Below are 20,530 nucleotides of genomic sequence, written 5' to 3'. Positions count from 1 at the left end.
TAATTTGTAACTGATAGATATCTGAGACAATCGTGATAGATATCTGAGACGATCGTGATAGATATCTGAAATAAAAGTAGCTGTTGTATGGCTGTTTTTTCTAAAATATCCGATCTATTTATTTGAATTGAAAGTACCCATAGACATTGTTTAAATATCTTTAGTTTATTTCTGCCCAGCCTTAAAACTGGGTATAAATAAAGGGTTGAATATTGTTCTGACTTAGGTTTATAACAAGCTGCAAAACAAATAGGAAGATTACTAATTTAGCAATCCATGGTAGTGCAATAAACTTTTGTTGAAGCCACTTATAATCGCTCTGTCGAATAGAGTGTAGCTCTAAACTTACTGCTAATAGCATTATCCATAGTAAGCGGGCATTTATAAAGTTCTGAATGTCTATCAGGTGTAAATCGGTTGTTATCTTACCAATAATATTAAGAGCTGTATGAATGTCGTGTGAACGGAAGAATATCCACGCAACAGATATATAGGTGAAAGTTATTGTCCAACAGAACATCTTTACATATATGGTGTTGGGAATTTTATTAAAACCTCTGTTGCATGCAAACTTATGAATCGTTAAACCAATGCCGTGTAGGCTTCCCCACAAAGCAAACATTCCCGATGCTCCATGCCACAAGCCTGCTACAATCATAGTAATAATGGTGTTTCTATAAGTATTTAGTTCACCTTTTCTGTTTCCACCCAATGGAATATAAATATAGTCGCGAAACCATTGTGAAAGTGTTATGTGCCAACGATGCCAAAATTCGGTGAGGTTTAAACTTTGGTATGGCGAGTTAAAATTGTTGGGTAGTTGGAAACCCATTAGTGCTGCAATGCCAATAGCCATATCGCTATATCCCGAGAAATCGCAATAAATCTGTAGTGTGAAGCCTAAAACTCCCATTAAATTCTCAAAACCTGTATAAGCCAGTGGGTCTGCAAAAATCCAATTGTTATATTGCGCCAAGTAGTCGGCTACCAGAGCCTTTTTTAACATACCACAGATAATGAGCCATAAGCCTGTATTTATGAGTTGTTTATTTGTTAGTTGTGGAGTGTTTATCTGTGGAATTAGTATGTGTGCACGTGTAATGGGACCTGCTATTAGTAGTGGAAAGAAAGTTAGATAAAAACAATAGTCCAACAAATTTGTTTTCTTGGTGAAGTGTTCTTTGTATACATCTATCGTATAACTAATAGCTTGAAAGGTGTAAAACGATATACCAATGGGCAATAATAGTTGCAAAGGTGCAAAATTACTTCGCAACAAATGGTTCAGAACATCGAGTGTGAGATTAGAATATTTATAATAGAGTAGTGGTAGCAGTTCTATTAATATAACAATGGAGAAACCTATTTTGCGAGGTTTTCCACGCCGTAGCCGCATCATCTTTTTAGTAAGAAACCACGAAAGCAGTGTAGTGGTAGGCAGCAGAACCATTAAAGTGCCGTTTGCCTTATAAGCAAACATCAGTCCGAATAATACAACGTATGCCTTTTGCCATGCCTTTTGATGTTTGTTTATATAAAGATAGCCTGCAAAGAATATGATAAAGACTGCCAAAAACGACAATGTACAGAACGACCAACCTGAATTAGGAGTCGTCAGAAAGGAACTTAATTCGTGTATTGTTTGTTTAAAACTTATCATCGTTTCTTATTAATATCCGTTGAAAGAAGGTTGCAAAACTTTAGTATGAGTAGCCTTATGGTGTTGGCGAGGAATGTTTAGCACTACCGGGTAGGCAACTTTAGGGCTATTCATAAATGTAGCAACCTTGTTTAACCATAGAGCTGCAGCTTGCCACGTGGGGTGATAATGGTCGGGACCACGCTTAAGTTTCAATCCTCTGCTATCAAAAAAACACCCCTGTTGGGTATGTTTCTTTATTAAATCAATAATTCCAGTATCTCCATTCCAGCTAGCCGGACCAATCCAAACGTAAGGAAAGTTGCCCAGCTTATTTAAAATGGTTTTTATATACGCTTCTCTTGCATCTAAATCGTTTACAAAAAGTTCATTGCTTCCTAAGCAAAGCAAAATGTAAGAGGGTTTATATTCGTTTATAAAGTGCTCTATTGTTTGCGTTTTTGCCCACTTCTCTGTGGTAGAGGCATACCATATAACAGTGTAAAGTTTGTGTCCATTTTCTTCAGCGTAATCGCCGAGCCGTCGAGAAAGCCCTTCAACCATCGAATCGCCTATGAATAAAAAAGTTTGATGATGCCTAAATAGTTTTGGTTTCGTTGGGTGTGGTTGCGCAGTTGTATCGTTATGAGGCGATAGACACAGTTGTGTAAGACTAATTTTTTTTAGTGAGAATGTGCCAAAAGCTATTTCTTTTGGCACAAATGCGTAGCCCAAAACAATGGCTAATGCAATAACTAATAGCAGTAATATTTTGATTGGCTCGCGCACGCGCACAATGCTATAAATTCAGTTCAACTTCTACAGGACAATGGTCGCTACCATACACTTCTGTATGTATTTTGGCATCTATGAGTTGATTGCGTAGGCGGTTTGATAGTAAGAAATAATCAATACGCCAACCAGCATTCTTTTCTCTTGCTTTGAATCTATACGACCACCACGAATAAGTTATCTGCTCTGGATAAAGCGTCCGGAAGCTATCTATAAAACCATTATTAAGAAATTGAGTCATCTTAGCTCGTTCCTCATCAGTAAAACCAGCGTTTTTCCTATTCGTCTTTGGATTCTTTAAATCTATTTCCTCGTGTGCAACATTTAAGTCGCCACATATTACTACTGGTTTTTTCTTATCCAATTGTTTTATGTATGCTTGGAAATCGTCTTCCCATTTCATTCTATAGTCTAATCGTTTTAGCCCATCTTGCGAGTTAGGTGTATAGCACGTTACAAGAAAGAAAGTCTCCATTTCTAGCGTAATAACCCTGCCTTCGTGATCGTGTTCGTCTATATCCAGACCATAGTGCACATTTATGGGCTTGTGCTTTGTGAAGATAGCTGTACCCGAATAGCCTTTCTTATCAGCATAATTCCAATATGATTCGTAACCATCGAAAGTTATATCGAGTTGCCCCTCTTGCATTTTCGTTTCTTGCAGACAAAAGAAGTCAGCATTCAATTCCACGAAACTTTCTTTAAATCCTTTTGTTACACAAGCCCGAAGACCGTTTACATTCCATGAAATAAACTTCATATTATTATGTTTTGTTCTATTCTTATTGATTCAACAATTTCTTTCTTATCAATGGTCTATTTATATACGCATCTTGTCGGAGTGTACAAGGTTCATAAACTCTTCGCGTGTTTTTGCTTGATTGAATGCTCCGCTAAATGCACTAGTAGTTGTTATGGAGTTTTGTTTCTCTACACCACGCATCTGCATACACATGTGTTTTGCTTCTATCACAACCATTGTACCTAGTGGGTGCAATGTGTCTTGTATGCAATCCTTTATTTGTTGGGTTAATCTTTCCTGTACTTGTAGGCGATGGCTGAATATATCTACTACACGTGCCACCTTGCTTAAGCCTGTAATGTATCCATTGGGAATGTATGCGACGTGTGCTTTGCCATAGAAAGGCAACATGTGGTGTTCGCACATAGAGAAGAAATCGATATCTTTTACAATCACCATTTGGTTGTATTCTTCTGCAAACAGTGCATCGGTGAGCACCTTTTGTGGATCTTGTGTGTAACCGCGTGTCAGTACTTGCATAGCTTTAGCTACACGCATTGGCGTCTTTTCGAGTCCTTCTCTGTCTGGATTCTCTCCTAAAAGCTGCAATACGTGTCGGTAATGTCCTGCGAGTTCATCAAGACCTTCGCGAAATTCAATGTTTGATTTCATTGTTAGTTCTGGGTAAATCGTATAAAATTATCTTATAATAATGTTTGTTCAGTCATCTAAGACGAACTATTTCTATAGGTGAAACCTATTCATTTGTTTGTTAAGGCTTATTCTACTGTCTGATGAAAGTAGTTCGCTCGTCTAACAAAACAAAAATAGTCGACTGATTTCTGAATTTGGCTGACCATTTCTTGAAGTTAGTTGCCTGATTTAAAGTGTCTGTTTGGCAATATAGAATGAAGCAGATTAATAATCCATATCGTATGTATCGCCTATCACTTTGGTCGTTTCTATTGTAACCATCGTTCTTATAACGTTTGCTTGGGTAAAGCCTTCTTTCTTTAAACGCCTCATCACCTTTCGTGCTTGTTCGTAGCTTGTGTAATTTCCTATCTGGCACATCCAACGAGGAGAATAGAAATGAACATATATAGGTTCTGTCTGTAGAATTTCTTTAGCCTTTTGTCCCCATCGTTCAGCTTCTTGCCTGGCTACTCTTGTATTTCCACCTGAATATGCTAACACTCTAAAACCTCTCACCTTTTTAATACCTTTCCATACTCGTTTTGTTACAGTTTGTTTTACAGCAGTACCGTCAATAGGGTCTACCAATGCACGACGTACTTTCTTTCGTACAAGTTTCGTTCGTGGGTAAGCTTCTGTATTAGGAGAGGAAGAAATATCTGGAGGTGTTATTCTGGGCTCTACTCGTGGAGTAGAAATAGATGGCATAGAAGGCTTTCGCACTGTCCCTTGCGATTGTGGCTGTTGTTTCTTTTTGTTTATTTTGGCATTTTTCTTTCCATTTACCAGAGCATCAATATCCTCGCTCTGGGTAACTGTAACCGTGCCCTGTGCTCCTATTGCTAAACATCTAAGGAATGCAACGACCAATATAACAAGGAATTTCTTCATTTCTTTTATTTCTATAAAGTGCCTGAGAATCGCCAATACTTGCAATTAGCGACCCTCAGGTATTTTATCTATTTGTTTTTACTTTTTCCAAGCATCGATAATGCCTTTGAAATCGGCAGCTTTTAAAGATGCTCCACCTATCAAGCCACCATCAATATTAGGCTTAGAAAATAATTCTGGTGCATTACTTGCTTTGCAGCTTCCACCATAAAGAATACTTGTTTCGCTTGCAGCATCTTTACCATATTTTTCTGCTACGATAGAACGAATGTATGCAAGCATCTCTTCTGCCTGGTCTGATGTTGCAGTTTTACCAGTCCCGATAGCCCAAATTGGCTCGTATGCAAGTATAATATTCTTCCAAGCCTCTGCACTGAGATGGAAAACAGAGCCTTCGAGTTCAGCCTTTACCACTTCATTCTGCTTGTTAGCCTCACGTTCTTCTAATGTTTCACCACAGCAGAAAATGATCTTAAGTCCATTAGCAAGAGCCAATTCTACTTTCTCTTTCAGTATTTCGGCTGTTTCGCCATAGTATTGGCGACGCTCAGAGTGTCCGAGTATAACATATTCTGCACCTGTGCTCTTTACCATTGCAGCAGAAACCTCGCCAGTGTAAGCACCTTTTTCTTTATCAGCGCAGTTTTCAGCACCCAGCTTTACTAATTCTTTATCCAATACATCAGCTACACTTGCTAAGTGAATGAAAGGAGTGCAGATTACAACATCACAGTTTGGTTTGTCTGCCTTCAATGCGTCATTAATCTCTTTTGCTAATGCAACACCTTCTTGCAGGGTCTCGTTCATCTTCCAATTGCCTGCTACAATTTTCTTTCTCATATTTCTTTTACGTTTTAAAAGTTGATAAAGTTTCTTACTTTGTTCGTTCTTTAAGAGCCTTTGTTCTTTCTCTTTTATCCATTTCTCGCGTTTCTGTACCCATTTTGTCCATGCCCAGAAACGGTCGGCAACAATAAGTAGTATTAGTGGGAGCACGTAACAGAGTATCATTGTTAGTATTTTCTTCCACGTACTACTTTCTGGTTCGTGCCCAATAGTAAGCAAGTTTAAAGGTGCATTTAGTTCTGCAACCTTTGGTATATCGTTGTGATTCCACTTGTTTATTATAGTTCCCTTATAGAGCAATAATAGTCCAGGATTGCTTCTTATCATTGTTTTCAATGTTGTGCCATCGGTAACATAAAAAGGATATTCGGCTCCTGTTATATCGCGCCAATGTTTTATGCCTTTATCGGTACTTGCTGTGAGCCCATAGAAAGCATATCCGTTTTCTTTTGCATATTCGTATATGCCTTCAATATCGCCAAAGTTTCTGTCTTGTGCTACTTCGAGCATAGGCGATACAAGCAAGAAGGTATATCCGTCTTTATTTAAGATCTGTTCTGTAAGGTCTTCTCCTGTCTTTTCATCAGTGATGGAGAAGTCGTGAATAGGTGGCTCGTATCCTTTCTCTATTACTTCTTGTTTTGTATCTACAAATACCCACGTGCTATCGTTGTAAGGATAATTATTTTCGTTAAACTCTTTCTGAACTCCATTCTTGGTGCAAATAAATGTTGTTTTATATTTTGTTTGCTTTGCTCCTTTGGGTATTTGCATTCCTTTCAGAATATTCTGTCCTATATAATATGGTCTAAAATCGAACAAAGGCAAGTGGTAAAGACTTAGTAGCGACACTATAACTATGAATATCATTGTGAAGTAGGTTGCTATCCATTGATTGGTTTTAGAAATAAAGCGTACCTGATAGAGTGGCAACCGCATAACGACTATTGAGGCAACGAGCAGTACTAAGTTCTTTATAAATGTCTGGCTATTTGTAAGGTGTATAGCATCGCCAAAACAACCACAGTCTTGTATAGGGTTGCTAATAGTGAGCCACAATGTTATTAATGTCATTCCTAACATTAGCACAAATGCCAATTTGCTTACCAAACGTCGGCGAATTGCTAATAGAAGTAATATTCCCAACGTAAATTCTGCACCAGAAAGCGATATGGAGAGTATTAGTTGCACCCATTCAGGTATCTTCCCCGCCATACCTAAAGCTGTAAGATAGTCGCCTATCTTATATTGTGAACCGAGCGGGTCTATTGCTTTTACAAATCCAGAGAAAATAAATGTGATGGCAAGTAAAAGCCTACAGATGTTTACTAATATTGATTTTAGTCTACTCATCTCTTAGTTTTATAGCTCCAAATACTGCGTAAATAATAATATCCATATAGTTTGCATCTATACCTTCGCTCACCAAAGTAGCACCCTTTATGTTCTCTATTTCTTTCACACGTTCTATTTTTGTGAGAATAAAGTCGGTGTAGCTACTTATGCGCATATCTCGCCATGCCTCGCCATAGTCGTGATTCTTCTTTAACATTAGTTCATAAGTAGCTTTTTCGTATTGTTCGTAGAGCTTTGTTGCTTCGTCTGGAGAAATATCCACTGTATCGACAAATGGGTGTGTTAGTTGTATCAAGCCAATTATTCCATAATTGATAAGGGCTATAAATTCTCCTCTAACGCTTTCACCAACATGGTTCTCGTTCGTTATCTCTATAGAACGAATACGTTTCGCTTTTATAAATAGTTGATCGGTAAGCGATGACGGACGCAGTATTCTCCACGAAGCACCATAATCGTGTAGCTTCTTGTAGAAGAGTGCCTTGCATTCGCTTAAAACTTCTTTAAACTCTTGATTAGTCTTTGTTATCTGTTCAGACATAGTGGATATTCTATTTACAATGCAAAAATACAGAAAATATACGAACTAACAAAATCATTCATATAATATATGTTTGCAAACAAGTTTTTGGTTTTGTGGCTATTGCATCAGTTTGTTACTTTAAAATGAAAATAATGCGATAGTAAGAATGATAGGTAAGTAGGATTCGGGTTCATAATTCTATAATTTTTATTTTCTGAATGGTGCATATCTTTAATTTTTTTATTGATGTATTCTATATCTCAATTCCATAAGTTGTAGGTTTTATAATTCTCATCTGAACAAATATCTTTGAAGTATTATAATATGAGATAATAAAAAGAGTAGTTTGTCTGGTTTTGCCAAATAAACAAACTATGAGTTCTTGCGTGTCCAGTAAGACTAAGTGCTTATTATTTCAGTATGAATTGTTCACTTGTGTCTAACTATTCAGCAGGCATAATAAGAAAATATCTGCAGAAGTAGCTAATATAACTAAGAAGTGTCTAGTGAAAGCTGGGAAAAACTGACAGATATCTGAAACGCTACTGACAGATATCTAAAATTCAACTGACAGATATCTGAAACGCTACTGACAGATATCTAAAATTCAACTGACAGATATCTAAAACTAAATTGACAGATATCTAAGATTCAACTGATAGATATCTGACATGAAAGTAACTATAGCAGACAGTTGTTTTTAGTCATCTGAAACATTCTATTTGCTTGGCTAATAAACAGTAGGCGTTGCTTATATACCATTCACCTATTTTCAACTAAAACATATCTTTATGCTATTTAGCTTTGGTAGAATAGTAGTGGGGAAAAAGAAAAACCGGCATCGAAAGATACCGGTTTTCGTCTGTTGTCATAAAAAATTTGAGAAATGAAACTTCGCAGTTTCGAACTTGTTTTATTAGAAAATGATTTGTTTTATAGAGAAAGCATTAAAATGATATTTCTTTTAATTATATTCTGTATCGGTGATAGTGCTAACCTTCTGGGTTGAATCTATTTTGGTTGAGTCAGCTTTTGCCACAGCCGGACCTTTAGCTTCCTTGTTTGCGTGTGGCACCTCAACAGATTGTTGAGCCGAAGGCGTCGTACTCGTGAAAGTTTCTTGTAGTGCATTTTGCAATGTTAGCAAAATGGCAACAACTGCTGCCGCTTTGAAGAGAGGCATTAAACGTTTGCGCATTGTAATGGTGCGAGCCTTTACGGGCTGGTCTCCATTTACCTTCTCGAGTATCTTTTGGTTAAAGTCATCGCCCAATATATCGGTTTCCTTTTGTTCCTGTTCGTAGATAAACAAGTCTTTGTAAGGCACCAAATTGGTAGGAACCTCCTCTTGAGAGAAGAATAATCGCAATATTTCCTCCTCTTGCAGCGAAGTTTCGCAACGCCAGTAGCGTTCCAATAATTGTTCGATGTACTTATAATCCATATTGTTCTATTTTCTGAAATTGTTGTTTTACAGTTTGGCGTGCACGGAAGATGTTTGTTTTTACTTGTTCTTCTGTTATGCCTAAGACGATTGCAATTTCTTTATATTGCTTACCTTCAAAGTCGCGTAGTTGCATACATACACGCTGTTTTTCGGGCAGAGAGTTTACAATCTCTTTCACTACACGCAACCTATCCTGAGCTATCAGGCGGTCTTGTGGTGTTGAGAGTAGTTCTTGGTTGGGTTGTTCTTCTTCCAAAGAGCCATTTTGGTTGTCTCGCTTCTTCATTCTGTCAAGCGAAAGGTTTCTGCATATTCGTAAGCTATAGGCCTCTATGGAATCAATGGTGCCCCATTCGTATCGTTTGTTCCAAACTTTTATCAGTGTGTCTTGTACTATATCCTCGGCTTCTTCCTTATTGAGGGTTATGCGGAGGGCCAATCTGAAGAGTTGATTCTTCAATGGCAAGACATCGTTTCGGAAGCTAACTTTTTCCATACTCTCTATTACAACGACGAATAAGTGTGGGGTGAAGTTACAGAATACTATGCAAAAGTACTATATTTTAACCTTTGTTAGTTATCTGAATAAATAAACATACAAGAAAGAACAATAATTAACATATAAAAATAAAATACCTATTTGGAGCAATTTTACTCCAAATAGGTATAACCATACAGTCCACTTCGATAATTGTTGAGGAATTCTTTTCCTTCTTCGAGTGATATTTTTCCTTGCTTAACGCTTTTTGTAACCCATATTTCGAGCTGTCTAACAAGCTTCTTTGGATTGTATTGCACATATTCGAGCACCTCTTCCACTGTTTCTCCATCTATAATTTGGTCGATGTGATAACTTCCATCTTTCACGGAAAGGTGCACCGCATTGGTATCTCCAAACAAATTATGAAGGTCGCCGAGTATTTCTTGATATGCACCAACGAGGAAAACGCCTAAATAATAAGGCTCGCCACGTCGCAAAGTGTGTACAGGTAGCACGTGGCTGGTGCGTCCCTCGCTCACGAAATTGGCTATTTTACCATCACTATCGCATGTAATGTCTTGCAAAGTGGCTTTTCGTGTGGGACGTTCGTTTAGTCGTTGTATCGGTATAACGGGAAAAAGTTGGTCAATAGCCCAACTGTCGGGAAGTGATTGGAAGAGAGAGAAATTGCAGAAATATTTATCTGCCAGTAGTTTATCTAAGTTTCTCAGTTCGTCTGGCACGTGTTTCATTCCCTTTGATAGTGTATTTATTTCGTGGCAGACACTCCAATACATTGCTTCAATTTCTGCGCGAGTTTTCAAATCGACCATTCCATGAGAGAATAGTTCTAACGATTCTTCTCGAATCTGTTCTGCATCGTGCCAATCTTCAAGCATATTGCGCGAGTTTAGATTATCCCAAATCTTGTAGAGTTCTCGTACTAACTGATGATCTGTTTCCTTTGCCTCGAACTCTTCCGACATTTCTGGTAGCGAAGCTGTCTCCAATACATTTATAATAAGCATAGAGTGGTGTGCAGCAACATTACGTCCGCTTTCGGTAATAATGTTTGGGTGTGGTATTCCGTGCTTATTTGCTGCATCTACAAAGGTAGAAACACAGTCGTTTACGTACTCTTGAATGCTATAATTCACAGAACTCTCACTGTTAGAAGAGCGTGTTCCATCGTAATCTACGCCCAATCCACCTCCACAGTCAACAAAATCTACATTGTATCCCATCTTTCTTAGATTGGCATAATACTGTGCTGCTTCGGTGAGAGCAGTCTGGATACGTCGTATCTTCGTAATTTGCGAACCAATATGGAAGTGTATCAATCGTAAGCAATCGTGCAATCCTTTTTCATCGAGCTTCTCCAATGCTTGTAGAAGTTCTGATGCTGTTAAACCAAATTTAGATGCATCGCCTCCACTTTCTGCCCATTTGCCAGAGCCTGTAGATGCTAATTTGATACGAATACCAATATTAGGCATAACGTTAAGTTTCTTAGCAGCTTTTGCTATGATATCTATTTCGTTAAGTTTCTCTACTACAATAAAGATGCGTTTACCCATCTTTTGTGCTAAGAGTGCAAGTTCTATATAGCTTTGATCTTTGTATCCGTTGCAGATGATGAGCGAATCACTTTGACATTGGACAGCTATTACAGCATGTAGTTCAGGCTTTGAGCCAGCTTCTAAGCCCAAATTGAATTTACGTCCGTGCGAAATAATCTCTTCAACTACTGGTTGCATCTGATTAACTTTAATAGGATAGATTATGAAATTCTCTCCTTCGTAGTTATATTCCTGCTTTGCAATTTCGAAACACGACGATATTTTCTCTATACGATTATCTAGAATGTCTGGGAAACGCAACAGAACGGGCGGCGTTACATCACGTAGTACAAGCTCGTCCATAATCTCGCACAAATCTAACTGGTTATTATCCTTGCACGGAGTAACGTAAACATGTCCAGCCTCATTGATTCCAAAGTAAGAAGCACCCCAACCTTTAATGTTATAGAGTTCCTTTGAATCTTCAATCGTCCATTTTTTCATACCTATTTGTTGTGTTTTTAGAGAACTTTTTTACCGATACTATTCGGCTAGATACAGCTCTCAATAATGAAATAGTATTCTTATTTATTATTCTTTTCTATTGTGGGTAAAGCCTTTCGGCTCATTTCTATTATTGAAATAAGTTGTTTTGCCATTGCATTTATTTTCTTACGATTGTCCATTAAATGCACTTTTATAATGTGTTTAGCCTGTTTGTAGTAGATGTCTCGTTCTTCTATTTGTTTCTTTACAAAGACTTTTACTTCGTATTCCGTCTTATCTTTCAACAATGGCCGAACGTTTCTGCTAATATTAAGATGCTGGCATATAATGTCGGCAGTTGCATTCATATATATCGTTTCGCCTTGTTTGTTAAGGTATTCCATATTATCGAAGAAGCAAGGGGTTCCTCCTCCGCAAGCAATAATAACGTTTTCAAACTCGGCAACCTCATGTAACATATTTCGTTCAATAATTCTAAATCCCTCTTCACCCCGTTCTTCAAATATCTGGGATATAGTTTTGTGCATTCGTGTCTCTATATACCAGTCTAAATCGTAGAATTTGAAATTGAGAATTTTAGACAAAGCCCAACCAAGCGTGGTTTTTCCAGCGCCCATATAACCTATTATTATAATTCGGTTTGGAGTATTTTGTAGGCTCTCGGTCATTCTTTTTGTGTCTCTGCCTACCCTAATAAGGGAGGCAGATGATTTTATTTATTTGCGTTTACGCTTTGTTTTGGGTTCGGGTGCATTCTTTATAATGTCTTGACATTCCTCATACGTAAGTTCAGAGGCTTTGTCGTGCATTGTTTTCGGAATACGATAGTTCTTTCCATCGTATGCTATGTATGGACCATAGCGACCGTTCATTATTTCTAATTTAGGGTCTTCGTCAAACTGTTTAAGGTGTCTTTGTGCATCTTGGAGACGTTTTGTTTCTATTAAACGTATGGCAGTGTCTAATGAAACCGTCAAAGGGTCTTCCTCTTTGGGCAGTGATACATACTTTTTATTGTGCATTATGTATGGACCAAAACGCCCTGCACCAATCACAACATTAGTTCCTTCAAACTGTCCTACAGTGCGTGGCAACTTAAACAGTTCCAATGCATCGGCGAGCGTAAGTGTTTCCATACTCTTATCCGCTGGAATCTGCGCGAAACGTGGCTTGTCCGTATCATCGGCAGTACCAATTTGTACAACAGGGCCGAAGCGTCCAATCTTTACAAATACGGGCTTATTGGTCTTAGGGTCTACTCCCAATTCGCGTTCACCAGCCTTATGTTCTGACCGTGCATTCATTACAGATTCCACTTCGGGCTCGAAATGCTTATAGAAATCTTTCATTGCAGTGTTCCATTTCGCCTTCCCTTCAGAAATTTTATCGAACTCTTGCTCTACTTTAGCTGTGAAATTATAATCCATAATGTCAGGGAAGTTCTCCATGAGAAAGTCGTTTACTACAATGCCAATATCGGTTGGAATAAGTTTACCCTTATCTGCACCAGCCATTTCCTTCTTGTTCTTTGAGGTAATCTTTAGTGCCTGCAATGTGTCTACGATGTATGTGCGTTCTTCCCCTTTCTTTTCTCCCTTCTGAACGTACTCGCGTTGCTGAATGGTAGATATGGTTGGAGCGTATGTTGATGGACGACCAATGCCCAACTCTTCGAGTTTATGTACCAAACTTGCTTCTGTATAGCGACTTGGTCCCATTGAGTAACGTTCGGTAGAAACAATGCTACGTCGTTCCAAAATCTGGCCGTTGTTCATTGCTGGCAATGCATGCGTTGTGTCTTCCCCTTCATTCTCATCATCGGTAGACTCTCGATAAACTTTTAAAAAGCCATCGAATGTAATAACTTCTCCCATCGCAACAAACTGTAAATCGGCTGTCTCGTGTCCTTCTGCGTTGAGAATACTAATAGCAACAGTAGTTTTGTCTATTTTTGCATCTGCCATTTGCGATGCTGCTGTGCGCTTCCAAATAAGGTCGTAAAGACGTTTTTCCTGACTTGTTCCGTCTATACTGTGTGCACTCATATCGGTTGGACGGATAGCTTCGTGTGCTTCTTGTGCACCTTTGCTGCTGGTATGATACTTCCGCACCTGGCTATATTCTGAACCATAGTGTTTCTCTATCTCTGTTTTAGCTGTATTGATGGCAAGTGATGAGAGATTTACACTGTCGGTACGCATATATGTAATACGTCCTGCTTCGTACAACCGTTGTGCCACCATCATAGTTTGACTTACAGTAAAACCAAGTTTACGTGCGGCTTCTTGTTGTAATGTAGATGTTGTGAATGGGGGGGCAGGAGTGCGTTTCAGCGGTTTCTTAGCTATAGAAGATATCCGGAATGATGCAGTTTTGCATTGTTCTAGAAACTCCAATGCTTCTTCGTGTGTAGAAAAACGTTTGTTTAGCTCTGCCTTTACTTCGTTTTTGGTACCATCTTCGCTTGTAGCAGCGAAAATAGCATTTATTCTGTAATAAGGTTCAGACTTGAAATCTTGTATCTCACGCTCACGTTCTACTATCAATCGTACGGCGACACTTTGCACGCGTCCTGCGCTTAGAGCTGGTTTTACTTTGCGCCACAACACCGGAGACAGGCGGAAACCTACCAAACGGTCCAAGACACGGCGTGCTTGCTGTGCGTTTACAAGGTTCATATCCAAATGACGGGGATTCTGAATGGCGGCAAGAATGGCTGGTTTCGTAATTTCGTGGAACACAATGCGACTTGTTTTTGCTTCGTCGAGACCTAAAACTTCGCAAAGGTGCCAACTTATGGCTTCTCCTTCGCGGTCTTCATCGGATGCCAACCAAACCTTTTTGGCGGCTTTTGCGTTCTTTTTAAGTTCTGAAACAACCTTCTTCTTCTCTTCCGGAATTTCGTAATTAGCTTCTAAAGTGTCCAAATCCACACTCAGCTCTTTCTTTTTCAAATCACGAATATGTCCGTACGACGACATAACTTTAAAGTCTTCACCTAAGAACTTCTCTATTGTCTTCGCCTTTGCAGGGCTTTCCACTATAACTAAGTTTTCTTGCATATCAGCATAAGTAACATTATTCAAGGGCGCAAAAGTAAGCAAACTTTTTCCATACACCTTATATAATAGGCTATTTTTAGTTTTTTTAATATTAGTGCTTGTAGGAATATTATGTATTCTATGTTTCTAACTTTTTAAAAGAGCTTGTTTCACACAATCAAACAGGCTCTTTTGCATTGCCAAATAGGCTCTTTTGCAAGGCAAAACGATAGCTTTTTGTAGTATGTTGAGTATTAAATAGTTATCCGAACAATATTTTTGCTGTTTTTAAAACGCTATGATGCCTTAAGTGTGCGTTAGATAATCGCAAATATTAAAGTCGTGCTTGTTCTGTAGTTTTAACGCTTTAGCTAAACTCCTCCCCCTGTTCCGTCTATCAATATATAAATTCGTACCATCATAAAGTTTCTTAAAATGCAGGCCTTTATTCTTCAAATTTCTTATCTTTGTCTCAAAAATAAATGTACTTATGAAGAAAAATATTTTCCTTTTTCTATTTTTTTACTGTATGGCAACCAGTCTTTATGCGCAGCAACGACTGTCTTTGCCCGATGTAGATGCCATAGGTTACGACGCAAATGGCAGTTGGATAGACCTTTATAAAAAAGTTGGCACCGACCGTTATGCTCAAAGACGTCTGCAAATAGATCGAAAAGAAATAAGTATAAGTAAAGCTTCCGTAGCTTATCAGATGGTCTGGGATTTATATTCTTGCAATGATACACTAAGTAGAAACGATATTGAAAAGGCGAGAGAGCGTTTCGTTGATGTAGATAATCTGCGTCCCATAGCTCTCGAAAGCTATGTTTGCAAGACGTTCGATATCAAAGAAGACGGCAACTGGAAGCGCAATGAAGAAAAATCGAATTATGTTTTAAAGTTCTTACGATCCGACCTTGCGTTTATTCAACAGCTGCGTTATACCAAAGCTGATAGGTATGCATACCGCGTAATAACTACTTCTTCGTGTGTTCCAGACTCGGTTACAACCTGGCGTGGGGAATCTCAACCATTGAGTCCGCTTGTTTTAGAACTAAAAGGTGGGAAGACGGTTTTGCTATTCGCTTATAGATCATTCAATTATTTGTTGCTTCCAACGATTAAAGGCGACCAGTTCGTGAAATTATCTCGTGACTGTCAACCTGCAGAACTAACAGAAGCAGGAAATAAATACGATGCTGCTGCACCCTACGACTTCATGAATATTGTTCTTAAATACTTCCTGAACGTTAAGAAAACGGACGAAGGTAGGTGCCAATTGGTGAACGCTTTCGGCGAAAATATGCTGAAACAAGATTACGACAGCATTATTTGTGGAGAGCGTTTTATTATTGCGCATACAAAGAAAGGGGTTGATGTGTACAATCTTTACCTTCAAAAGCTCGACTTGGGAAACGTTTTGGTTGCGTATGAAATACCTAATTGTATGATTGGTTGCATAAATGTGCTGAACGAAAAGGGTGCTTTTTACTACGATGAAATGGGGAAAAAAATGAAAAATCCTTGGAAAATACAGTTGAGAGTTTGTGGCACTGTACCTCATTGGACATATAGTTTGCTAAAGAAACGTGGGCAATACCAGCTGAAATACTACACTGCCGGACCTGGTGTAACGTGCGAAGAAGACAAGCGTTACGTGCTTTCAGACTGCCAACCTACCGATTCCATTTCCTTTCTTGATGGTAAAAAAGAGTACAGATGCAATGGAAACAGTTGGTTTCTGGGAGCTCTCGATGTACGTCCAGAATGGATAAGAGTAGGGAGAAATGGCAAATTTGGTATTCTTGCTTACGATTATAAACAGCCAAACGATGTGGAACCTAAGGAAGGTATAGTAAAATATGGTGATTGGGAAAGACCATTGGAGACTTATCCTGTGCGGACTCTAAAGGGCGAAACAATTCTTCCGATGGTCTACGACTCTATTATGATGCACAACGATGGATATATTTATTTCTACAAAGATGGCAAAGTGGGCATCTATTCGTACAACGACACACCTGTTTACGATGAGTTGGAACAGAGCACTCGATACTTTTACCACATAGTGAAGGACGGCGTTAGTGGCTGGCTCGACCTTAAAACCAACAAAGAGCATTATTATTCAAAGTCTAAGGAGTAGGCTATAACATGCGGGTGGCTATGGTTCTGTCCACCCACTTTTGTCTCTTATTAATGTCATTTGTGCAGTAAGGCGAGCAAATTCTTCTGCCGATACTGCGTGGGCACGCAAGCTTCGTACTCTCGAAAAGTTACGAAAGTAAGGGTCTTGCGTAACATACCAGCCGTAGTTGCTTATCTTCGACACTCTTTTCATCTGACTTTCCAAGTTTGCTATCGCTGTTCGTGCAACGGAGCTAAGCAGATGCGAACCGTCGTTCAGTTCTATTGCTAGCACAAGAAAGGTTTCTGTCGGGTCGTCTAGGCGTGGCGCATAGTCCATCATACGCTTGCTTATGGTAATGTTTCGATGGTGTTTGCGGTTTATTTCCTCCATTCTTTGGCGAAACAAAGTGCCGTGTGCCGATGTATCTTTCAGGTTTTTATAGGCTATTTCGTAGTGAATCATTTCGTGTATAAGCGTGTCTTCTATGAGCGATTGTGGAGTATCGTAATAGTTAGATATCGAAATAGTGAAGCTACGATGTGTTTTTCCCCATACTCTTTGTATGCGATAGCTCATAGAGCCTAATCTTTGTTTAGCGTTGGACACACGCAGGTTTGGTATTGGAAGTGTGTTTCCAAATATTTCTTCATTGTATTTGTTGAAGGCTGCTTTAAGATAAGCTATTGTTATATCCATTATTCTGCAATTTGTTTTTTGTTCCAATTCACTAAATAAAGGTGTTCAGTGGCACGTGTGAAAGCTGTGTATAACCAGTGAATATAGTCGGTTGTAAGCATTTCGTCGGTCATATAGCCTTGGTCGAGATAGATATGTGCCCACTGTCCGCCCTGCGCTTTGTGGCATGTAACGGCATATCCGAACTTTATTTGCATAGCATTAAAATATTGGTCTTCACGCAATTGCTTCATACGGTCTGCTTTTCGTGGTATATCGGTATAATCTTCCATAACACTTTGAAATAGTTTTGTGTTCTGCTCCTGTGTTAGTGCTGGTGCTTCTGCAACGAGCGTGTCGAGCACGACCACCGTGTCTAATTCTGTTTTATTATAATCTGGGAACTCTAAAGAGACGTCGGCAAAACGAAAACCATACAGCTCGCGAATGTTGCGCACACGCCGCACCACGGCATGGTCGCCGTTTGCAATGAACGAAAGATCGGTGCTGCGGTCTTTTTCCAGGTATTTGTTCTTTACCACCATAACCAAATCGCCAGTGGTAAGTTCGTCTTCACAACCAAGAATGGTATTGCGAATGCCTTGATTAAAAATGTTTGCTCGTTTGTTAGAGCGTGTTATCACCATTGTTTCGTCGGTTCCAACAGTAGCATAGCTTGATGCGATACTCTCAATAAGTTCATCGCCAGAGACAATGGAGATGTCGGCAAATCCCTCTAAACGTATTTTGGGTAATTGGGTAGCTGTGTTCCGAGAAATCATTTGGCGAATGGTGGTGGCATTCCACAATATTCCTGAATGCTGACTTTGGCGTAACACTTCGTTCAGATCGCATTCGTAGACATGTAAGCCATATCCTTGCAGTACATCGAAACGTAGTGCTGGACTTTCTTGTTCGCCTACTGGAGGTAGCTGTGCCTTATCGCCAATGAGCAACAGGCGACAATTGCCACCACTATTATAGATGTATTGTACTAAATCGTCGAGCAAACAACCACTGCCAAACATAGTGTTGTTTTGCGAAGTACTAATCATAGAGGCCTCGTCTACCATAAACAGCATATTGCGAAACATATTGTTGTTAAGTTGAAACTGACCATCGGTGCCATTAAAAGCTTTTTCGCGATAGATTTTACGATGTATGGTAGAGGCGGTTAGTCCAGCATTGAGCGAGAAAACCTTTGCAGCTCGTCCCGTAGGTGCTAACAACGACACTTTGATGCGTAGCCGAGTAACAGCTCGAACAATGGCTCCAGCAAGCGAAGTTTTACCAGTTCCAGCACTTCCACGTAGTATCATAACTGCATTATCTCTTCTATCGGTCATAAATTGAGCGAAGGTTTGCAAAGCATTTCGTTGATCGTGTGTAGGCTCAAAGCCAAAGTCTTGCAATATTTGGTAAATCAATTCGTCTTGTATCATCTATTAGCACATTTTATTATGGCGGTACAAAGTTAGTTATTTTTATCTTATTGCAATTTCTTTCCATAGTATTTTACAATTTATATTATGGTGTTACTATTATTAAATCAGCCATTTGTTATATTATTTGTATACTGGTGATACTATTATTTTTAGATGAAATAAATGTGAATCATTGTTGAAATGTTGAACAACCATAGTGAAAAGGAACGAAAGGAAGCAAGCGTACCAGCAATAATCTACATTTATTGAGCGAAAAGCTACGTAATTGGAAAAAAATGCGTAAGTTTGCAGCACTTATAAACTATGGCTCAGATAGATAATAACATTCCCGATAGATGCATACGCCTAACTCTCCGTATAGGTGAGGGGAATATGTTGTTTGCCGTTGGCGACCCACAAACCGATGGCAATATAGTGTTCGAACCCTATAATGTGAACAATAATATTGCTGTAGCTGCTAATTTGCGAGAAGCCTTTAAGAAGTCGGAACTTTTACAGAGTGGCTATAAACGTGCTTTGGTTGTGATAGATGCTCCCACGATGCTTGTTCCGTTAGACGAATATAGGGAACAAGATGCAGAAACACTCTACAAACACACCTTTAAATGGCAACGTAGCGAAGATATCCTAACGAGCGCAATGCCAAAACTAAATGCTGTGGCTGTGTTTGCAGTGAACAAAGACTTGATGATGGTGATTGAAAATCATTTCGACGATATACAAATTCAGCCACAAATGCAAGCAGTATGGACACATTTATATAAGTACGCATTTGCAGGTATACGCCAAAAGCTTTTTGCATACTTTCATAATAAGCGTATGGAGGTAATTAGATTTCAGCGTAACAGATTTGAATTTTGCAATTCTTATGAGGCAAATAATACACAAAACATACTTTACTATTTGCTTTACGTATGGAAGTTAATGGGAATGGATAGAGGAGATAGCGAACTTTATATGGCAGGCGATATTCCCAATATCGACAAGTTGTGTGCCGAATTGAAACAATTTGTTAGTAAATACCACGTTTTGGAACTTGCAAGCGACTTTAATAATGCTGCAATTGCAACACATAAAGATATACCATACGACCTAAAGGCATTGTATTTAGACTGAAACAAATATAAAGTTTAAGCTAAAAGAAAATAAGAACGAAACGCTATGCGCATAATAACAGGACAGTTCAAAGGCAGACACTTCGATATTCCACGTACCTTTAAGGCACGCCCTACTACCGATTTTGCCAAAGAAAACATATTTAATGTATTGAATGGGTATATCGATTTTGATGATATTACGGCACTTGACCTATTTTCTGGCACGGGAAGCATAAGCTTAGAACTTATATCGCGAGGCTGTAAAGAAGTGATAAGTGTAGAGAAAGACCGCGACCACGCACGCTTCATAGCGGAATGTATGAAGAAGATAAAAGTAGAAAACCACATACTTATACGTGGAGATGTATTTCGCTTTCTTAAAACATGTAATCAAAAGTTTAACCTTATCTTTGCCGATCCTCCATACGCATTACCAGAACTAGAAACCATTCCCAATCTTATATTCGAGCATAACTTGCTTTCGCCAGACGGAATATTTGTGTTTGAGCATGGTAAAAGTAACGATTTCTCAAATAACCCACACTTCATAGAGCATCGAAACTATGGTAGTGTAAACTTCTCTATATTTAAGTAAGTGCCTGTAATTCCTCGAATAGGCATATAGCAATATAAAGCTATTTTGTTGAGCATACTATTCTGCCAGT

Annotated in this window: 17 protein-coding genes; 3 read left to right on the top strand and 14 right to left on the bottom strand. The window is 38.9% G+C overall.

The window, feature by feature from the left end; translation table 11 throughout:
* Positions 1–181: 181 nt before the first annotated feature.
* The 12 genes from HMPREF9144_RS07380 to topA all read right to left on the bottom strand — a co-directional run bounded on the left by HMPREF9144_RS07380 (position 182) and on the right by topA (position 14,541).
* Positions 182–1,660, bottom strand: coding sequence for an MBOAT family O-acyltransferase (locus HMPREF9144_RS07380; protein ID WP_006045304.1), 1,479 nt, complete (start codon positions 1,658–1,660; stop codon positions 182–184).
* A gap of 9 nt (positions 1,661–1,669) precedes the next feature.
* Positions 1,670–2,428: an SGNH/GDSL hydrolase family protein gene (locus tag HMPREF9144_RS07375; RefSeq protein WP_006045303.1), complete on the bottom strand. Its 759-nt coding sequence runs from the start codon at positions 2,426–2,428 to the stop codon at positions 1,670–1,672.
* Positions 2,429–2,438: 10 nt separating this feature from the next.
* On the bottom strand, positions 2,439–3,191 hold the full coding sequence (locus tag HMPREF9144_RS07370) for an exodeoxyribonuclease III (protein ID WP_006045302.1): 753 nt from the start codon (positions 3,189–3,191) through the stop codon (positions 2,439–2,441).
* A gap of 60 nt (positions 3,192–3,251) precedes the next feature.
* Complete coding sequence (gene folE, locus HMPREF9144_RS07365) at positions 3,252–3,845, bottom strand: GTP cyclohydrolase I FolE (RefSeq protein ID WP_006045301.1); 594 nt, start codon at positions 3,843–3,845, stop codon at positions 3,252–3,254.
* Positions 3,846–4,091: 246 nt separating this feature from the next.
* A complete protein-coding gene (locus tag HMPREF9144_RS07360) occupies positions 4,092–4,760 on the bottom strand; it encodes an SPOR domain-containing protein (RefSeq protein ID WP_040595418.1) in 669 nt (222 codons plus the stop codon).
* A gap of 78 nt (positions 4,761–4,838) precedes the next feature.
* Positions 4,839–6,959 (bottom strand): BT_3928 family protein, encoded by a 2,121-nt coding sequence (locus tag HMPREF9144_RS07355; protein ID WP_006045299.1) that lies wholly within the window; start codon positions 6,957–6,959, stop codon positions 4,839–4,841.
* Positions 6,952–7,503: a DUF1599 domain-containing protein gene (locus HMPREF9144_RS07350; protein WP_006045298.1), complete on the bottom strand. Its 552-nt coding sequence runs from the start codon at positions 7,501–7,503 to the stop codon at positions 6,952–6,954. The genes HMPREF9144_RS07355 and HMPREF9144_RS07350 overlap by 8 nt, the downstream gene beginning before the upstream one ends.
* A gap of 946 nt (positions 7,504–8,449) precedes the next feature.
* Positions 8,450–8,929, bottom strand: coding sequence for a PG0215 family putative anti-sigma factor (locus HMPREF9144_RS07345; protein ID WP_006045297.1), 480 nt, complete (start codon positions 8,927–8,929; stop codon positions 8,450–8,452).
* A complete protein-coding gene (locus tag HMPREF9144_RS07340; protein ID WP_006045296.1) occupies positions 8,919–9,428 on the bottom strand; it encodes a GFO_1088 family ECF-type sigma factor in 510 nt (169 codons plus the stop codon). The genes HMPREF9144_RS07345 and HMPREF9144_RS07340 overlap by 11 nt, the downstream gene beginning before the upstream one ends.
* A gap of 155 nt (positions 9,429–9,583) precedes the next feature.
* Positions 9,584–11,476: a biosynthetic arginine decarboxylase gene (speA, locus tag HMPREF9144_RS07335; RefSeq protein WP_006045295.1), complete on the bottom strand. Its 1,893-nt coding sequence runs from the start codon at positions 11,474–11,476 to the stop codon at positions 9,584–9,586.
* A gap of 80 nt (positions 11,477–11,556) precedes the next feature.
* Entirely contained in the window at positions 11,557–12,147 is a 591-nt protein-coding gene (locus HMPREF9144_RS07330; RefSeq protein ID WP_006045294.1) for a shikimate kinase, read from the bottom strand.
* Positions 12,148–12,195: 48 nt separating this feature from the next.
* Positions 12,196–14,541 (bottom strand): type I DNA topoisomerase, encoded by a 2,346-nt coding sequence (gene topA / locus HMPREF9144_RS07325; protein ID WP_050795211.1) that lies wholly within the window; start codon positions 14,539–14,541, stop codon positions 12,196–12,198.
* A gap of 469 nt (positions 14,542–15,010) precedes the next feature.
* On the opposite strand from topA, the gene HMPREF9144_RS07320 reads away from it, so the two are divergent.
* Positions 15,011–16,663 carry a hypothetical protein gene (locus tag HMPREF9144_RS07320; RefSeq protein WP_006045292.1) on the top strand — a complete coding sequence of 551 codons (1,653 nt, stop codon included), beginning with the start codon at positions 15,011–15,013 and terminating at the stop codon, positions 16,661–16,663.
* A gap of 18 nt (positions 16,664–16,681) precedes the next feature.
* Here the strand turns inward: HMPREF9144_RS07320 and HMPREF9144_RS07315 are convergent, their stop codons facing one another.
* Both HMPREF9144_RS07315 and HMPREF9144_RS07310 read right to left on the bottom strand, forming a co-directional pair.
* A complete protein-coding gene (locus HMPREF9144_RS07315) occupies positions 16,682–17,344 on the bottom strand; it encodes a SprT-like domain-containing protein (RefSeq protein ID WP_006045291.1) in 663 nt (220 codons plus the stop codon).
* The gene (locus HMPREF9144_RS07310; protein ID WP_006045290.1) at positions 17,344–18,765 is read right to left on the bottom strand and encodes an ATP-dependent DNA helicase; all 1,422 of its coding nucleotides are present in this window, start codon (positions 18,763–18,765) and stop codon (positions 17,344–17,346) included. Before HMPREF9144_RS07310 ends, HMPREF9144_RS07315 begins: the two co-directional genes overlap by 1 nt.
* Before the next feature lie 306 nt (positions 18,766–19,071).
* On the opposite strand from HMPREF9144_RS07310, the gene HMPREF9144_RS07305 reads away from it, so the two are divergent.
* Together HMPREF9144_RS07305 and rsmD are read left to right on the top strand one after the other, a co-directional pair.
* Entirely contained in the window at positions 19,072–19,884 is an 813-nt protein-coding gene (locus tag HMPREF9144_RS07305; RefSeq protein ID WP_006045289.1) for a DUF3822 family protein, read from the top strand.
* A gap of 45 nt (positions 19,885–19,929) precedes the next feature.
* The gene (rsmD, locus tag HMPREF9144_RS07300; RefSeq protein WP_006045288.1) at positions 19,930–20,460 is read left to right on the top strand and encodes a 16S rRNA (guanine(966)-N(2))-methyltransferase RsmD; all 531 of its coding nucleotides are present in this window, start codon (positions 19,930–19,932) and stop codon (positions 20,458–20,460) included.
* The last annotated feature ends 70 nt before the right edge of the window (positions 20,461–20,530 follow it).

The sequence above is a fragment of the Prevotella pallens ATCC 700821 genome, assembly GCF_000220255.1.
Taxonomy (GTDB): Bacteria; Bacteroidota; Bacteroidia; order Bacteroidales; family Bacteroidaceae; genus Prevotella; species Prevotella pallens.
This window is presented reverse-complemented; position numbering and strand designations above follow the sequence as displayed.

Excerpts from the sequence above, each read along its gene's own strand:
- HMPREF9144_RS07340 (WP_006045296.1), bottom strand. The coding sequence starts at position 9,428 with ATGGAAAAAGTTAGCTTCCGAAACGATGTCTTGCCATTGAAGAATCAA.
- HMPREF9144_RS07350 (WP_006045298.1), bottom strand. The coding sequence starts at position 7,503 with ATGTCTGAACAGATAACAAAGACTAATCAAGAGTTTAAAGAAGTTTTA.
- HMPREF9144_RS07315 (WP_006045291.1), bottom strand. The coding sequence starts at position 17,344 with ATGGATATAACAATAGCTTATCTTAAAGCAGCCTTCAACAAATACAAT.
- rsmD (WP_006045288.1), top strand. The coding sequence starts at position 19,930 with ATGCGCATAATAACAGGACAGTTCAAAGGCAGACACTTCGATATTCCA.
- HMPREF9144_RS07370 (WP_006045302.1), bottom strand. The coding sequence starts at position 3,191 with ATGAAGTTTATTTCATGGAATGTAAACGGTCTTCGGGCTTGTGTAACA.
- folE (WP_006045301.1), bottom strand. The coding sequence starts at position 3,845 with ATGAAATCAAACATTGAATTTCGCGAAGGTCTTGATGAACTCGCAGGA.
- HMPREF9144_RS07355 (WP_006045299.1), bottom strand. The coding sequence starts at position 6,959 with ATGAGTAGACTAAAATCAATATTAGTAAACATCTGTAGGCTTTTACTT.
- HMPREF9144_RS07305 (WP_006045289.1), top strand. The coding sequence starts at position 19,072 with ATGGCTCAGATAGATAATAACATTCCCGATAGATGCATACGCCTAACT.
- speA (WP_006045295.1), bottom strand. The coding sequence starts at position 11,476 with ATGAAAAAATGGACGATTGAAGATTCAAAGGAACTCTATAACATTAAA.
- HMPREF9144_RS07345 (WP_006045297.1), bottom strand. The coding sequence starts at position 8,929 with ATGGATTATAAGTACATCGAACAATTATTGGAACGCTACTGGCGTTGC.
- HMPREF9144_RS07330 (WP_006045294.1), bottom strand. The coding sequence starts at position 12,147 with ATGACCGAGAGCCTACAAAATACTCCAAACCGAATTATAATAATAGGT.
- HMPREF9144_RS07360 (WP_040595418.1), bottom strand. The coding sequence starts at position 4,760 with ATGAAGAAATTCCTTGTTATATTGGTCGTTGCATTCCTTAGATGTTTA.
- topA (WP_050795211.1), bottom strand. The coding sequence starts at position 14,541 with ATGCAAGAAAACTTAGTTATAGTGGAAAGCCCTGCAAAGGCGAAGACA.
- HMPREF9144_RS07320 (WP_006045292.1), top strand. The coding sequence starts at position 15,011 with ATGAAGAAAAATATTTTCCTTTTTCTATTTTTTTACTGTATGGCAACC.
- HMPREF9144_RS07310 (WP_006045290.1), bottom strand. The coding sequence starts at position 18,765 with ATGATACAAGACGAATTGATTTACCAAATATTGCAAGACTTTGGCTTT.
- HMPREF9144_RS07380 (WP_006045304.1), bottom strand. The coding sequence starts at position 1,660 with ATGATAAGTTTTAAACAAACAATACACGAATTAAGTTCCTTTCTGACG.